We start from the raw sequence: 15,986 nt of genomic DNA on the forward strand, positions 1-15,986 counted from the left end.
CGTCAGTTTCAACAAATGACAGAGGTTAGCGGTGCCGGCCCTCGCTGAGGCAGGCTCAATTCCGAGAATATGGATAGGGACAGATCAGCCGCGCAGCAGCAACTCGGGCAACTGGTTCAAGGCGCGGGTACGACGCTCATCCCAGGGGTGAGCAAAACTGAGCCGCAGGCAGTTACTGAACTGGCCCGATACGGAGAACAGTGGCCCCGGTGTAATCACCACCCCCTGCTCCAGCGCCTTCGGATAGCTGGCAAGGGTATCCACCCCCTCGGGCAGTTCTACCCAGACGGCCAGCCCACCGGCCGGGACACTCACGCGCAGCTCGGTGGACCAGGCTTGCAGAAAAGCGATCAACCGATCCCGTCGGTCCCGCAACTCATGCCGCTGGCGGCGCAGATGGGTGGCAAAGCTGCCATCCTGGATGAACTCCGCCACTCCCTGCTGCAGGTACCGACTGCTGGCCAGCTGCGAGACCAGCTTCAGGTGCAGAATGCGCTGATGCCAACGCGCCCCGGCGACCCAGCCCAGGCGCAGATCTCGCGACAGACTTTTGGAGAAGGAGCTGCAGAGAATGACCCGCTCGTTGCGATCCAGTGCCTTCAACGGATCAGGCAAAGCCCCCAGCGCAGTATCGGCGTAAATATCATCTTCTATCACCGCCAGATCGTGCTGCTCTGCCAGCGCCAGGAGTTGTTGCCGTGACTCCAGCGGCATCAGTGCCCCGCTGGGCGTGGCAAAAGCCGGCGATACGATACAGGCACGGACCGGCCAGCGCGCCAGCACTTCCTCCAGTGCCGCCATATCCATGCCGGTATCCGGCGAGGTCGGTACCTCAACCACCTGCAATTCCAGTTGCTCCAGCAACTGCAGCACACCATAGAAGCCGGGAGACTCCACCGCGACTACATCACCTCGCTTACAACAGGCCTGGAGCGCCAGAAACAGGGCATGCTGACAGCCGGATGTAATGCACAACTGCTCGGGCACGGCAGCCCAGCCACGCCGTGCCAGGTGCAGCGACAACTGTTCACGCAAGCCCGCATCCCCGGCAGGCTCATCGTAGTAGAGATAGTCTTCACCGCGCTGACGCCTCAGCGCCCGCCCAATCGAGCGGTTCAGCGCCAGAATTCCGGCCGGCAGATCCCCGGCTCGAAACTCGGGAATCAAGTCAAAGGCCGCACTGCGGCGCATGATATCCAGCAACAATTCGCTGACATTAACCGGCCGTGGCGCCTCGATGCTCACCCGGCTTTGTGGCTGTCGCACGGTACGTGGCTGCAGGGAAACGAAATATCCGGCCTTGGGCCGGGCTTCCAAAAGGCCCTGAGCCTCCAGCCTTTGCAGGGCATGCTGCACCGTGGCTTTGGACAGACCGTGCTCTTTGCACAAAGCCCTGATAGAGGGCAAACGCTCACCCAGTCGCCAGCGTTGCTCCTCTATTCCACGCAGCAACCACTGCTCCAGTTGTTGATAACGATATTCCGAACTCAATCTGTGCCCCTGACCCATCTGTACCTATTACTTATTACTTTTTTATACCTGAACCTATCGTTTGTACAGGCGTAATCTGCCCCTCGCACAGCGCCAGCAGCCGTCTTTTGGCAAAACTCCCTGTCATGAAGGCATTGCCAATTTGAACGATTTTCTGGCCCCGGTGCTGCAAACAGGCTACCTGAACACTCTGACTTCACCCCGAGGTGTCCCATGTATGACACGGCCCTGATGCTGGCCCGGATACAGTTTGGCTTTACTGTCTCCTTCCACATCATTTTTCCCGCGATCACCATCGGCCTGGCCAGCTATCTGGCCGTTCTTGAGGGCTGCTGGCTGCGCAGCCGCAACCCGGTCTTCAAGCAACTTTACGAATTCTGGAGCCGCATTTTTGCGCTTAACTTTGGCATGGGTGTGGTATCCGGCGTTGTCATGGCCTACGAGTTCGGCACCAACTGGCCAGAATTTTCGCGCTTTGCCGGTAGCATCACCGGCCCACTCCTGACCTATGAAGTGTTAACCGCGTTTTTCCTCGAAGCAGGTTTTCTAGGTGTCATGCTGTTCGGCTGGAAACGCGTGGGCGACCGCCTGCACTTTTTTGCCACGGTCATGGTCGCATTGGGCACGCTGGTGTCAGCCACCTGGATTCTGGCATCCAACAGCTGGATGCAAACACCTGCCGGATACGAAATTGTGGACAACCACGTCATCCCCACCGACTGGATGGCGATCATATTCAATCCATCCTTTCCCTACCGGTTGGTGCATATGGTGCTGGCCGCCTTTCTCAGTACCGCTTTGATGGTCGCCGCCAGCGCCGCCTGGCATTTGCTCAAGGGCAACGACACCGCAGCCATTCGCAAGATGCTGACCATGGCCATCGGCATGCTGGTGGTCACCGCACCACTGCAGATGCTGGCCGGAGATGTTCATGGCCTGAACACGCTGGAGCATCAACCAGCCAAGGTCGCCGCCATGGAAGGGCACTGGCGTAACGATGAGCCGGGCGCAGGCGTTCCCCTGTTACTCTTTGGCTGGCCGGATAACGACGCCGAAACCACCCACTTTGCCGTTGGCATTCCTCGGTTGGCCAGCCTGATCCTGACTCACAGCTGGGACGGCACCTTTCCCGGTCTATCGGAGTTCGCGCCTGACGAACGCCCCAATGCCGCTGCCGTTTTCTGGTCGTTCCGCATCATGGTCGGGCTGGGCTTGTTGATGTTTGTGCTGGGTATATGGGGTATCTGGGCCTGGTTACGAGGGCAACTGTTTCACAACCGTACTCTGCTTCGCTTTGCTCTCCTGATGGGCCCCTCCGGTCTGACGGCACTGCTGGCCGGTTGGTTCACTACCGAACTGGGGCGCCAGCCCTGGGTCATCTACGGCCTGATGAAAACCGCCGATGCCGGCAGCAATCACAGCACCTCAACCATGGTGTTCTCGCTGGTATTGCTGGTAGTCGTATACGGCCTGGTCTTCGGAACCGGCATCCGCTACCTGCTCCGCCTGATCAGCCAAGGCCCTGATCAGAACATTGATACAACCCTTTCCACTATCCGTCCGACCTCCCCGTCGGATATGCATCCGGGAGAATGACATGGGTATCGATACTGCTTTGATTTGGGCCGTCATCATCCTGTTTGGCGTGCTGCTTTATGTAATCGCGGATGGTTTTGATCTGGGCGTGGGGCTGCTGTTTCCATTGGCGCCCGCCAAAGAAGACCGCGATCGCATGATGGCCAGCATCGCCCCCGTCTGGGATGGCAACGAAACCTGGCTGATTCTGGGTGGTGCCGGGCTGATGGCGGCATTTCCATTGGCCTATGCCGTTATTCTGAACGCCCTGTATATACCGGTGCTGATGATGCTGATCGGACTGATTTTGCGCGGTGTGGCCTTTGAAGCCCGCGCCAAGGCCAGCAGCAACAGCCGGCACTGGTGGGACAAGGCGTTTTTCACAGGCTCGCTTTTGGCTACGTTTTTCCAGGGCGTCATTTTGGGCGCGTATATTTCGGGATTACCGGTAGAAAACGGAACATTCAGTGGCCACGCTCTCAGCTGGGTGAGCCCCTTCGCACTCTTTTGTGGCCTCTCGCTGATTCCGGCTTACGCCTTGCTGGGCAGCACCTGGCTGATCATGAAATCCGAAAACTCGTTACAGCAACAGATGCGCCGACTCAGTAAGCCTTTGATCTGGCTATTGATGGGCTTCATCCTGCTGGTATCCCTGTGGACACCGCTGGCCCATGAGTCCATTGCCGAGTGCTGGTTCAGCCTGCCGAACCTGTTTTGGCTGGCACCCTTGCCGATCTTTACCGCCCTGGCATGTCTTGGCCTGCTGAAAATGGTTGATCGTGGAGAAGCCGGGCCATTCGTGATGACCCTGATCATAATGTCACTGGGTTTTCTGGGACTGGGCATCAGCCTCTGGCCCAATGTAATTCCACCGGCCATCAGCATCTGGCAAGCATCGGCACCTGTCGCCAGCCAGGGCTTTGCCCTGGTCGGGGCCCTACTCATCATTCCGGTCATCCTGACCTACTCGGCCTGGTCCTACTATGTATTCCGGGGCAAGGTCGATATGGAAGACGGCTACCATTGATCTGGATACAGGCAGGCGCTTCTTACCCGGGAGCAGCCTGCTTGCCCCTTCTGTTGTCCGCACCGCCCACAATCTGTCCCTATTAATATTTATTTTTTTAGACCTGAACCGATATTGGCGACAGGCGTAATCTGCCGGCATCAAAAACCAGCAGAACCCCCAGCGGAAAATGCCATGGAAAAAATACCTGTCGCCCAGATCCCCGATGAGCAATCTCCCATTGTGGAGGAGTACATCCCCTTTGCCCGTGAGGGCAAGTTTCACGTTCGCTTGACTACTGGCCTGTTTCAAAACCTGAGACGCCTGACCACCTGGCCCCTGATCGCCCTGTTTTTCGGCCTGGTCTGGGTTCAGGTCGATGGCCAGCCCTGGCTGCTGTTCTCCTTCTCTCAACGCAGCATCTTCCTGTTTGGCCATACCCTGTCCTGGCACGACCTGCCGCTGCTGGCCGGCTTGATGATCGCTGGTGCCTGCCTGCTGTTTTTCATGGCCGTCGCCTGGGGCCGGGTCTGGTGCGGCTTTGCCTGCCCACAGAGCATCTGGACCTGGCTGTTTATCCGCATTGAGGATCTGACGGAAGGTCGCGCCAGCCTGCGTGCCCGTCAGGAAGGTAAAGCCCTGCGGGGGCTGCCGTTGATGCGACGTGTGCTCAAACACCTGTTGTGGATACTGCTGGCCACACTGACCGCGCTGACCTTTACCGGTTATTTCATCCCCATTCGTGACATTTTGGGCGATGCCAGTCAATTACAGTTGTCTGCCGGCATTACCGGCTGGATTGTGATTATGGCCGGGCTGACATACGCCAATGCCGGTCTGGTGCGGGAGAAAATTTGCCTGCACGCCTGTCCCTACTCCCGCTTCCAGGGCGTGATGTTTGATCGCGATACGCTGACGGTCAGCTACGACAAGGCCCGTGGCGAACCTCGCGCCAACCGTCGCAACGCCGATGCCAACAGCGGTGACTGTGTGGACTGTGGCCTCTGTGTTCAGGTATGCCCCACCGGTATCGATATCCGTGATGGCCTTCAGGCTGCATGCATTGACTGCGGCGCCTGTATCGACGCCTGTGACGGGGTTATGAAAAAACTGGATCGGGATACCGGACTCATCCGCTTTGCCTCCGAAGCCCAGTTGCAAAAACAGCCCTCCCGCCTGCTGCGCCCACGCCTGGCGGGCTATGCCGCCGTGATGGCCTGTGCCTTTGGCGCGGTACTCTTTGGCTTTACCCAGACCACCGACCTGCTGGTGGAGATCCGCCGTGACCGGGGTGCCCTGTTCGTACAGCTGGATGAAGAAACCTACTGCAACAACTATCGCGTCAAGGTGGAAGGCTTTGCCGATACCGCTGCGCTGATCCGGGTTGCCGTATCCGGCCTGGCAGACTACCAGCTGTTTGGCCCTGCGCAGCTGGACTTGAACGAGCACAACTCCACCTGGTTACCCTACCGTGTGTGTACGCAAAGCCCCGATCAGCCTCGTGCAGATCTGAGCTTCCAGTTCTTCGCCGGAGGCATACAGCAGGCCGAAAAACACACAACCTTTATTACCCAGTCATTCTGACAGGAGCAAAACCCAAAAGCTGGCATGGAACCTGCTATGAATAAATCAGGTGACCACTCTGTCCGGTGGTTGCTTGCATAGCTCTAACATGAGGCTTTAGCGCCTGAACCCCGCGGCTCCCGTAGCTTTAAGGGTCAGGCGCATTTTTTTACCCTGCCTTTACACCCGCACGAATCCTGTGCAGATGCACCAAAAAAGATCGTATAATCCCCCTGCCCCCTCCTGTGCCATCGCTTTCGGCCGATAACACGTATATCTGATATCAAGTTTAGCCCTATACCCGGTACTGCCTGATGCCTTTCTCGGCTTCTCTACTAAAACGTTTTCTTCCCCCACTGCTGGTAGTGATCTGGGCGCTGGCCATGGGCTTTGCCTTCTGGTGGTTTCAGCTGCGCTGGTATCAGCCGCTGGAAGACCTCACCGGTGATGCCCTGTTCAGCGCTGAGCAGCTGACACTCAGTCAAACAGCACCGGACACCCCAATTGAAGTTATCCACTTCTATGATGCCAATTGCCCCTGTACGCGCTTCAATACACCCCATGTGCAGGAGCTGATTGCCAATTATCAGAGCAATACCATCCGCTTTCGCATTCTGGTGCCGGAGTCCGCTCAACTCTCAGACGCCCGTCAAAAGTTTCCCGGCATTCAGGTCAGCGTGGCGACTCAAGATAACCAGCCTGTAGCCAGCCCGGCCGCGTTGGTGCGGACTCAACAACTGGGTGCCCAATACCTGGGCCCCTGGAGTCCTGGCGCTGTATGCAGCACCCGAAGTGGCGACTATGTCGCTCAGGTGCTAGACCAACTGTTAGGCGGCGAACAACGTAATCAAACATTTCAAATTGCCCGTGGGTGTTTGTGCCCCTGGGCAGGTCAATCGTCCGCTGCCCATGATGGAGTTTCGACATGACAGCTCAAAGCCAATATTTTTCCATGCTCGGGCTGTACCAGCATGGTGACCGCCTGATGACCGGAGTGCAGTGGTTTCTGCTGCTGGTCGCACTGAGCATGGCCAACTGGTACAACACCTGGGCCGAAGCTCTGGTAATCGGCCTGCCCACCACTTTACTCTGTACTCTGCTGGTTAAAATTCAGCCAGGCAGCCGCCTCACCCGTGTGACTCAGGGGCTGGCTTTTATGGTTTATTCAGCGCTGCTGATCCATCAAAGCCACGGCATGATCGAGTTCCATTTCTCCATTTTCGTGTTGCTGGCGTTTCTGCTGTTTTACCGTGACTGGCTCCCCATTCTGGCCGCCGCAGGCCTGATTGCCGTGCATCACATGCTGTTCAACTACCTTCAGGAAAGCGACACGGGCGTATACATCTTCGAGTTCCGTACCGGCTGGAATATCGTCTTTATCCACGCGGCCTTTGTCGTGTTCGAGGCAGCATTGCTGATTTATATGGCCCACCTGTTGAGCCGGGAAGCACGGCAATCCGAATCACTGTCGCAGCTGGTCGCCCATATGGTGGTGAATGATGGCCAGATTGATCTGCGTGCCGACCTCAAGGAGGACGGATCTCAACTGGAGCGGGAACTGCGTAACTATGTATTCCAGATTCGCCAGGCGGTGAGCCAGACTCAGGATGGCAGCCAGCGGCTAAGCACCGAGCTGCAACACGCCACTCAACGCACCCAGGATGCCAGTGAGAAATCGCGCCAACAGCGCAATAAAACCGACGAACTGGCTTCCGCAGTGCAGGAATTGGCCAACTCCTTCCATGATGTCAGTGCACACGCCCAGCACACCGCCGATACCACCCAGGAAGCGGGCAGCAAGGCTCAAGCGAGTAGCCAGACCCTTAGCCAGGTCAGTCGCCTGATTGAGGAACTGGCGGGCGAAATTACCAGTGCCGATCAACTTATGCAGGCACTGGAGCAGGACAGCCGTGAAATTGGTGAAGTGACCGAGCTGATCAGCAGCATTGCCGAGCAAACCAACCTGCTGGCCCTCAATGCCGCCATTGAAGCCGCACGCGCGGGTGATGCAGGACGGGGCTTTGCCGTGGTGGCCGATGAGGTACGCCAGCTGGCCCAGAATACCGCGGCCTCAACCGAGCGCATCAAGAATACCGCTCAACAGTTACGCAGCCGAACCGGCGACGCCAGCAATTCCATGCAAAACTGCACCTTGAAAGCGAGTGACAGCGTACAGGGGATGCAGGAAGCCGTGCGGATGCTGAGTGATATCACCGATGCCGTTATGCAGATTAACGACATGAACACCCAGATTGCGTCCGCCGCGGAGGAACAGTCGGCGGTCGCCGAAGAGGTGAATCAGAATGTCACCCAGATCAGCGATCTGGCACAGGAAGTGGATACCGTGGTCACAGAAACCAGCCACAGCGCCGATGAACTGGCTCAACTGAGCAAACGCCTGTCGACTCAGGTAGAACGCTTTAAAACCTGACCCGTGGATATCCGGGCAGAGCGCACCCAGTAGACGTGCGCCCTGCCCGATCAGCAGGCTTAGAGCGTCGCGCTGACGCTGGCAATCGCCTCATCGACCACTGCAACAATATGATCGATCTGCTCAGCCGTGGCGGTCAAAGCAGGGCTGAAGTTGAGAATGTTATTGAACCCTTCCAGGCTGCGGTTGGTTCGGCCGATCAGTACCCCGCGTTGCTTGCAGGCTCCGGCAATGGCAATGGCCACCGACTCATCCACTGGTGCCTTGCTATCGCGATCCACCACCAGCTCGATCCCGGCGAACAGCCCCTTGCCTCGCACATCGCCAATGATGCTGTGTTTCTCTTGCAAGGCCCTCAGTCCATCCAGCAGGCGCTCGCCCATAAGACGGGAGTTCTCGATCAGGCCCTCCTCCTCGATGATTTTCATATTGGCCAGCCCTGCTGCCGCGCCCGCCAGGCAACCGCCAAAGGTGGAAATATCGCGGAAGAATCCCAGGGTATCGCCGCTCTCTTCCTGCAGCAGTTCATATACACGCTCGGTGGTGACCGTGCAGGAGATGGCGGCGTAGCCGGAGGCAACCCCTTTGGCCATGGTGACGATGTCCGGCTGAATGCCGTAATGCTGGTAGCCAAACCATTTACCGGTGCGGCCTACGCCACAGACCACTTCATCCATGATCAGCAAAACATTGTACTTGTCACAGATCTCACGCACCTTCTCCCAGTAGCCCTCTGGCGGGGTAATGACACCACCACCGGCGGTAATCGGTTCCAGAATCATGGCGCCGACGGTACCCGCCCCCTCGCGCAGAATCACCTCTTCAATGGCTTCGGCCGCCTTCACGCCATAGTCCGCAGCTTCCGGGTACTGGTTGCGATATTCCATGCAGTGCGGGACTTCCACAAAACCGGGGACAAAGGGTCCGAAGTGAGCCCGGCGCTCGGCCTGCCCGGTGGCACTCAGGGCAGCGATGGTGGTGCCGTGGTAGTCACGCTCACGGTAGAGAATTTTGTATTTTTTACCCTCGTAGTGTTTGTGTGCGATCTGGCGCACCATTTTGAACGCTTTCTCGTTCGCCTCAGACCCGGAGTTGGAGTAGTAGACTCGATTCAGCCCCGGCATCTTGTCGAGCAGCTTTTGCGCAAAGGCAGCAGCAGGCTTGTTGCCCATGGAGCCGGCAAGGAAGTTCAGCTCCGCCAACTGGTCACGCACGGCATCGGCTATTTCAGTACGGCCGTAGCCTACATTGGTGACCCAAACGCCACCGGCAGAGGCATCCAGGTATTCATTGCCCTCGCTGTCCCAGAGGCTCAGGCCCTTGCCACGCACAAACATGGGCAGGCCATTGCTGGCTGCCGCTCCCGGCGTCAGGTGGTGCCACACATGGTCACGGTCAACGGTTTTCAATAGATCCAGTTCATTCAGACGGCTGTTCATGGTTTTAATCCTGTATTCGGTAAAGGGCTCAGGCTTCACGATGAATGGAGAAAGGTGACCAGGCCTGGGACACAGGCATCAGTTCCAGCTGGTTCACATTCAGATGCGGCGGCAAACTCGCAAGCCAGAACACGGTATCGGCCACATCTTCGGGCTGAATCGGGTCGGCACCCTTGTAGAGGTTGTCGTAGGCGTCCTGATTACCGCCGGTACGCACCAGGGTGAATTCACTTTCAGACAGCCCCGGCGCCAGGTTGGTGACGCGCACGCCGGTGCCCGACAAGTCACAGCGCAGGCCGTAGGAGAACTGCTCGACAAACGCCTTGGTGCCGCAATAAACATTGCCGCCCGGGTAGGGCCAATGGCCGGCGATGGACCCCAAATTGATGATGCTGCTGCCCTTGCCCTGCTTGATCAGGGTTGGCAGCAGGGCATGGGTGACTGTCACCAGACCACCCACATTGGTATCGATCATCTGTTGCCATTCGCTCAGATCGCAGTTCTGAGCAGCCTCAGTGCCCAGCGCCAGACCAGCGTTGTTGAGCAACACGTCCACCTGCGCAAAGGGCTCGGGCAATGCGTCGACAGCCGCTTTGACAGCCTCAGCATCGGTCACATCCAGCGTCAGTGTTAGCACCTGGCACTGGGCTGAAAGCTCATCCTGGATAGCGGCAAGGCGCTCTTCACGGCGACCGGTCAGCACCAGATTCCAGCCGTCAGCGGCAAACCGCCGGGCACAGGCCAGACCAAATCCGGATGTAGCACCGGTAATAAATGCGGTTTTGGACATAGTGTCTCTCCTGTTCAGATCCATCAGAAAATCGAGTAAACGCCCATGCCCAGACCGCTGACCGACAACAGGGCCAGTACCGGCAGAGCAACAGGGTGAAAGGAAGCGGGTCGCAGGCGGTGGAACCCCCACTGACCCAGCTGTACGCCCACCAGAGTCGGCAGCAGCAGGATCAACACAGGGCCCAGCAGACTGGCATCAAATACATCGTTCAAATACAGCATCAGCAGCGCCAGCAGGTCGGTGGCTGCGAGAAACAGCACCATGGATGCGCGCTGAAGCGCCGGTTTCATCGGTGTGGTCAGCAGATAGCACACCACCGGCAGGCCGCCCACGGAAGCCGCAGCGGTAAAGGCGCCGGACAGAATGCCAACCAGACGGGTCAACAATGGGTATTCACGCGGCGTAACCGCTGGCCGCCGAATCAACAGCAGGGTCATCAACAAAACGCCTGCACTGATGATCAGTTTGAGCCAGGTCTCCGGTACCTGGATCAGAACGGTTAAGCCCAGCGGGATACCCAACAGAGCCCCCTGCCCCAGGCGCAGGCACAGCCCCTTGTCGGCCTGGCGCAGAGCCTGCTTCAACAGACCGGCGGTACCTATCAGGTCCAGCAATAGAATGACCGGCACACTCAGCTGCGGTGGCCAGATCAGATTCAGACCGGTAATGGCGATGGCGGCAAAACCGAACCCGGTATAGCCCCGCACCAGCGCGGCCAGGGCCACCAGCAGCGCAGCCCATTCCAGGTGATCAATTGATGTGAGGGAGGTAAGTTCAGCCACAGTCCAGTCCGTTCAGCAGGTGCTGGCGGAAGTGCCAGCACTCAGCCGTACGTTAGGAGGTGGCTGGTCTGAGGTGATAGATCCAGTTACAGGAGTTTGTTGGTCCAGCGGCGTTAATGACGCGCCGCATACTGCTCCAGAATATGACTGAGCAGCTCGATTCCGGGCTCAATCTTGTGGGTCGCGATGGCGGAAAATCCCAGGCGAAAGAAGTTGTGCGGTGGATGCTGTTCCAGACAGTGCACAGCACCCGGCTCAATCAAAATACCTTCGCGCGCAGCCATCCAGGACAGCTCTTCGGTATCCACATAGTCAGGCGCACGCAGCCAGATAGAGGACGCCCCCGAGCTGACCGGCACTGTCATCATGTCGGGCAAATAGCGCTCGATAGCGCCCTGCATACGCTGGAGCTTACTGGAATAAAGCTCACGGATTTTGCGTAGATAGGCATCGTAATGCCCCTGCGCCAGAAAGAGTGCAGCCTGACGCTGGTTGTTTGCAGCCGGATGGCGGTACATCAGACGTCTCAGCGCCCTCGCCTCGGCAATCAGCGTTTCATCCGCCACCATAAAACCGATCCTCAGGCCCGGCGAGATCGACTTGGACAGGCTGCCCATATAGATCACCCGTTTATCCTGGTCATAGGCTTTCAAGGCCGGAATGGGGTTAGTCTGCATATTGATATCGGCGTCGTAGTCATCCTCGATCAGAACAGCGTCATGCTCCGAGGCTAATGTCATCAATTCACGCCGGCGCTGCACCGACAGCTCGGCGCCAGTGGGCACCTGATGGCTGGGCGTCACGTAGATATAGTCTGCCCCCTGCAGGCGCTCATCTACCAGAATGCCCTCTGCGTCCACCGGCTGCAGATGGATATCGGCATCGAACATTTTGAAAATGTTAAAGGCATCCCTGAAGCCGGGGTTTTCCAGTGCCACCCGTGTGCGGGCATCACACAGCAGATTGGCCAGCAGATACAGCGAGTTCTGGGTGCCGATGGTGATAAGAATCTCGTTCGGCTCGACATAGATGCCGCGCTTGGGCAGCAGCCGGGTACGCACCTGCTCCACCAGTGCCGCATCATCTGAATCCACACTGTCATGAATCCAGTCTCGGGCGCCGCTGCCGGAGAGGGATTTACGCGCACATTCGCGCCACTGCTCGATGGGAAAAAACTCGTGCTGTACCTGGCCATATATAAACGGGTACTCAAACGAGCGCCAGTTATTGGGCTTGATGATGGAAGGCTGTTCACTGGGCTGACGACGAAAACGTTGCTGCCACAACGGCGCCCCACCCTCGTCATCCTGCACCACCTCGGTGCAAAGATCCTCCGGCTGATGAAACGCAGGCGCAATGAAATAGCCGCGTCGCTTCATTGCCACCAGGTAGCCAGCGTCCACCATGCTTTCGTAAATCAGCACGATGGTATTGCGGGAAACGCCCAGCTGCTCGGCCAGGCGACGAGACGATGGCATGGGCTCATCTACCGGCAGATGACCGCTGAGAATGGTGGCCACCAGGCGCTCGCGGATTTGATCCTGGAGTGTACGGTCAGGCTCGAAATCGACTTTCAAATAATGCTCATTCATGGGCGGACACTGTCTTCAATATCGTTAACTGCACCAAAATCATGCACAAAATATGCCATGCCGATCAACTGGACCCATAGCCGATCAAGACTGGCTCTATGGACACGGCCAGCCCCGGTTCTAATGTGGACTCAGGCGAAAAAACGCACAGCCGCTAGCACGGCACCCATTATCGAAATCGGAGCACCATCATGAAAAAGACCAGCACCAAAACGCTTGTGGGTCGTATTGCGAACAAACTGGCTATTGGCGTGGGCGCCAGCGTCCTCTGCTCACAAATGGCCTTTGCCGACACCCTGACGATTGGCTACCAGGGCATGATGAACCCCTGGAAGTCCGTCATTGCCGACAAGGCACTTGAAGCCGCAACCGGTATGGATGTGGAATGGCGCCGCTTCGATTCCGGTGCTAAGGTCATCACCGCCATGGCCTCAGGCGATGTGGACATCGCCACCGCCGGTTCCAGCCCGATTGCAGCCGCCATCAGCCGTGGCGTCGATATCGAGCTGGTCTGGATTCTGGAGAACATCAACGAAGCCGAAGCCCTGGTCGTTCGTGATGGCAGCGGCATCACCGCTCCTCAGGATCTCAAGGGTAAAACACTGGGCGTGCCTTTTGTATCCACCACCCACTTCCACACCCTGTTCGCGCTGGAGCAGTTTGGCCTGAGCGAAAAGGATGTGAAAGTCCTCAACCTGCAGCCCAATGCAATTTCTGCCTCCTGGCAGCGTGGTGACATTGATGCCGCCTTCATCTGGGACCCGGTACTGGGCAAGATCAAAGAGGACGGCCAGGTTCTGCTGAGTTCTGGAGAACTGAGCCGCTGGGGCAAGGCAACCTTCGATGGCATGGTCGTCAGCAAGGAGTACGGCAAGGCCAACCCTGAAGTGGTCACCACCCTGATCGAGCTGATGGCTCAGGCCGACAACGAATACCGCGCCAACAAGGAAACCCTGACGGCAGAATCTCCCATGGTGAAGAAAATTGCCCAGATGACCGGTGGCGATGCCGCCAGCGTGCCGGGCGTACTGGCACTGTACCAGTTCCCGACCCTGGAAGAGCAGAAAGGCTGTGCCTGGCTGGGCTGCGGTGAAGACGGCGGAGCGGCCAAGGCGCTGCGCTTTACCTCAGAGTTCCTCAAGGATCAGGGCAAGATTCCTGGCCTGAAAGAACGCTACAGCGATTACGTGAACCCTTCATACGCCGAAAAAGCCAAGTCCTGATCCAACCACGGCCCCCATTCGTGGGGGCCCACTGATAGCTGAAAACCTGTGTCGAAGCCGCTGCAGCCTTGTTGTTGCAGCCTCAGCAACGCGGACAGGTTTTCGAAAGCCTGCCAGGCAGGAGTAAGAGATTATGAGCAGATTGCAGATTCATGATGTGTCGGTTGTATATCCCGGCCTGAACAACGGCGAAGAAGTCCGTGCCCTTTCCAATATCAATTTCAGTATTGAGCCGGGCGAATTCGTAGTGGCACTGGGCGCTTCCGGCTGCGGCAAAACCACACTGCTGAGCCTGATGGCCGGCTTCATCTCCCCCACCGATGGCTACCTCACACTGGGTGACAATCCGGTGTCCGGCCTGCCTCGGGTTGCTTGCGGGGTGGATCTGCAGGACCAGATCGCCGGCCCCGGCAAGGAACGCGGCGTCGTGTTCCAGAAACACGCTCTACTGCCCTGGCTGAACGTACTGGAAAACACTGAATTTGGCCTGAAACTTCAGGGCATTGGCAAAAGCGAACGTCGCGAGCGGGCCGCAGCATTTCTCAAGCTGGTCGGCCTGGAAGATTTCCATAATCACCCTGTGTACCAGCTGTCCGGTGGCATGCAGCAGCGTGTCGGCATCGCACGGGCACTCACCAACGATCCTGAAATGCTGTTACTGGACGAGCCCCTGGGTGCCCTGGACGCACTGACCCGTGAGGTGTTGCAGGAGTTGCTGCTGGATGTGTGGAAAGAGACCGAGAAAATGATGTTCTTCATCACCCACAGTGTCGAGGAAGCCCTGTTCATGGCCTCGCGTTTGATCATCATGTCTCCGCGCCCGGGGCGTATCACCCACGAATTCAAACTCGACTTCAACGAACGTTTCCTCGAATGTCGCGATGCCCGCAAGGTCAAATCCATGCCCGAATTCATCGAGATGCGCGAGAAAGTCCTCAGCATCATCCATGGTGACGAGCAATCCGGAGGAATGCACTGATGATGGCGAACAAAACACTGGATGGCGCCGACCTGATGGCCGATGACACCACCAACTCCTCTGCGCGCACGACAGCAGAGTCCAAATCTGCCGAAGCCCCGGTAACCAAACCGGCTGTGACTCAAACTCAATCCGTAACGCTGCTGCAAAGACTGGGCAAGCTGTTTGCCGCCGGTCCGGTTAAACCCGGTGATTCCTTTGGCGCACCCGGACAGGGCCGCAGCCTGGCCATTAGCATCGTGACAGCCCTGTCCCTGATCGGGCTCTGGTTTGTGGCCACCTCGGCCGGTTGGGTCAAACCGCTGTTCCTGCCCTCCCCCGTCGCCGTGGTCGAACGCTTCTGGGAAGTGCTGACCGAAGGCTTTGCCAACGCCACCCTGCTGGAACATACAGGGTGGAGCATGCTCAGGGTCTTTGGCGCCTTTGCTCTGGCGCTGGTAACCGCTGTCCCCATCGGTATTTTCATGGGTGTTAACCGTGTCGCTCGTGGCCTGTTTGACCCTATTATCGAGTTCTACCGACCGCTGCCGCCGCTGGCCTACCTGCCGCTGGTCATCATCTGGCTGGGCATCGGTGAGACTTCAAAAATCGTATTGATCTACATGGCGATTTTCGCCCCCATGGCACTGAGTGCTCGCGCCGGTGTAAAGTCCGTCGCCATCGAACAGATCCACGCCGCCTACTCCATGGGTGCCTCTCGCTGGCAGGTGGTACGTCACATCATTCTGAAAAGCGCTCTACCCGAGATCCTCACCGGCATGCGGATCGGTATCGGCTTCGGCTGGACCACACTGGTAGCCGCTGAAATGGTTGCCGCCCAGGCAGGCCTTGGCTTCATGGTGCTGAACGCCGCCGAGTTCCTGGTCACTGACGTGGTTATCATGGGCATCATCGTCATCGGCGTGATCGCCTACCTGTTCGACCTGCTGATGCGCTACGCCGAACGCAAGCTGGTGCCCTGGAAAGGCCGTTAACCTAGACGAAAACCACTCTTTCTCGTCCCCTCAAAAGCCGCCTTGTGCGGCTTTTTTGCTGGCTGAAGTCAGCTGACGCGTTTTAAATTACACATGTTACTTAGGTTGAGTAGTCAACAATGCCTGAGCTGGTTATAG

The 15,986-nt window shown here is 57.8% G+C and carries 13 protein-coding genes; 8 read left to right on the forward strand and 5 right to left on the reverse strand.

Annotation, left to right across the window (positions count from 1 at the left end; translation table 11 throughout):
• Positions 1-84: 84 nt before the first annotated feature.
• The gene (locus BW956_RS02560; RefSeq protein WP_244894312.1) at positions 85-1,491 is read right to left on the reverse strand and encodes an aminotransferase-like domain-containing protein; all 1,407 of its coding nucleotides are present in this window, start codon (positions 1,489-1,491) and stop codon (positions 85-87) included.
• A 213-nt stretch (positions 1,492-1,704) separates the two neighbouring features.
• Here BW956_RS02560 and BW956_RS02565 point away from each other — a divergent pair, with 213 nt between their 5' ends.
• The 5 genes from BW956_RS02565 to BW956_RS02585 all read left to right on the forward strand — a co-directional run bounded on the left by BW956_RS02565 (position 1,705) and on the right by BW956_RS02585 (position 8,066).
• Positions 1,705-3,087, forward strand: coding sequence for a cytochrome ubiquinol oxidase subunit I (locus BW956_RS02565; protein ID WP_076460563.1), 1,383 nt, complete (start codon positions 1,705-1,707; stop codon positions 3,085-3,087).
• A gap of 1 nt (position 3,088) precedes the next feature.
• On the forward strand, positions 3,089-4,093 hold the full coding sequence (gene cydB, locus BW956_RS02570) for a cytochrome d ubiquinol oxidase subunit II (RefSeq protein WP_076460565.1): 1,005 nt from the start codon (positions 3,089-3,091) through the stop codon (positions 4,091-4,093).
• A gap of 174 nt (positions 4,094-4,267) precedes the next feature.
• Positions 4,268-5,656: a cytochrome c oxidase accessory protein CcoG gene (gene ccoG, locus BW956_RS02575; protein ID WP_076460567.1), complete on the forward strand. Its 1,389-nt coding sequence runs from the start codon at positions 4,268-4,270 to the stop codon at positions 5,654-5,656.
• Between the two features lie 293 nt (positions 5,657-5,949).
• Positions 5,950-6,564, forward strand: a complete 615-nt coding sequence (locus BW956_RS02580) for a DUF6436 domain-containing protein (RefSeq protein WP_076460569.1) — start codon at positions 5,950-5,952, stop codon at positions 6,562-6,564.
• Complete coding sequence (locus BW956_RS02585; RefSeq protein WP_076460571.1) at positions 6,561-8,066, forward strand: methyl-accepting chemotaxis protein; 1,506 nt, start codon at positions 6,561-6,563, stop codon at positions 8,064-8,066. The genes BW956_RS02580 and BW956_RS02585 overlap by 4 nt, the downstream gene beginning before the upstream one ends.
• 59 nt (positions 8,067-8,125) lie before the next feature.
• Here BW956_RS02585 and BW956_RS02590 read toward each other — a convergent pair whose 3' ends face one another.
• The 4 genes from BW956_RS02590 to pdxR form a co-directional block, all read right to left on the reverse strand.
• Positions 8,126-9,505: an aminotransferase family protein gene (locus BW956_RS02590; protein ID WP_076460573.1), complete on the reverse strand. Its 1,380-nt coding sequence runs from the start codon at positions 9,503-9,505 to the stop codon at positions 8,126-8,128.
• A gap of 28 nt (positions 9,506-9,533) precedes the next feature.
• Positions 9,534-10,295: an SDR family oxidoreductase gene (locus tag BW956_RS02595; protein ID WP_076460575.1), complete on the reverse strand. Its 762-nt coding sequence runs from the start codon at positions 10,293-10,295 to the stop codon at positions 9,534-9,536.
• A 23-nt stretch (positions 10,296-10,318) separates the two neighbouring features.
• Positions 10,319-11,080: a sulfite exporter TauE/SafE family protein gene (locus BW956_RS02600; protein ID WP_076460577.1), complete on the reverse strand. Its 762-nt coding sequence runs from the start codon at positions 11,078-11,080 to the stop codon at positions 10,319-10,321.
• 113 nt (positions 11,081-11,193) lie between these two features.
• Complete coding sequence (gene pdxR / locus BW956_RS02605; protein WP_010324114.1) at positions 11,194-12,672, reverse strand: MocR-like pyridoxine biosynthesis transcription factor PdxR; 1,479 nt, start codon at positions 12,670-12,672, stop codon at positions 11,194-11,196.
• Positions 12,673-12,863: 191 nt separating this feature from the next.
• On the opposite strand from pdxR, the gene tauA reads away from it, so the two are divergent.
• From tauA to BW956_RS02620, 3 genes are all read left to right on the forward strand, one after another.
• Positions 12,864-13,895: a taurine ABC transporter substrate-binding protein gene (gene tauA, locus BW956_RS02610; protein ID WP_076460580.1), complete on the forward strand. Its 1,032-nt coding sequence runs from the start codon at positions 12,864-12,866 to the stop codon at positions 13,893-13,895.
• Positions 13,896-14,028: 133 nt separating this feature from the next.
• Positions 14,029-14,874 (forward strand): taurine ABC transporter ATP-binding protein, encoded by an 846-nt coding sequence (locus BW956_RS02615; protein ID WP_076460582.1) that lies wholly within the window; start codon positions 14,029-14,031, stop codon positions 14,872-14,874.
• A complete protein-coding gene (locus tag BW956_RS02620; RefSeq protein WP_217695079.1) occupies positions 14,874-15,848 on the forward strand; it encodes an ABC transporter permease subunit in 975 nt (324 codons plus the stop codon). Before BW956_RS02615 ends, BW956_RS02620 begins: the two co-directional genes overlap by 1 nt.
• The last annotated feature ends 138 nt before the right edge of the window (positions 15,849-15,986 follow it).

This window comes from Marinobacterium stanieri (assembly GCF_900155945.1).
Lineage (GTDB): Bacteria > Pseudomonadota > Gammaproteobacteria > Pseudomonadales > Balneatricaceae > Marinobacterium > Marinobacterium stanieri.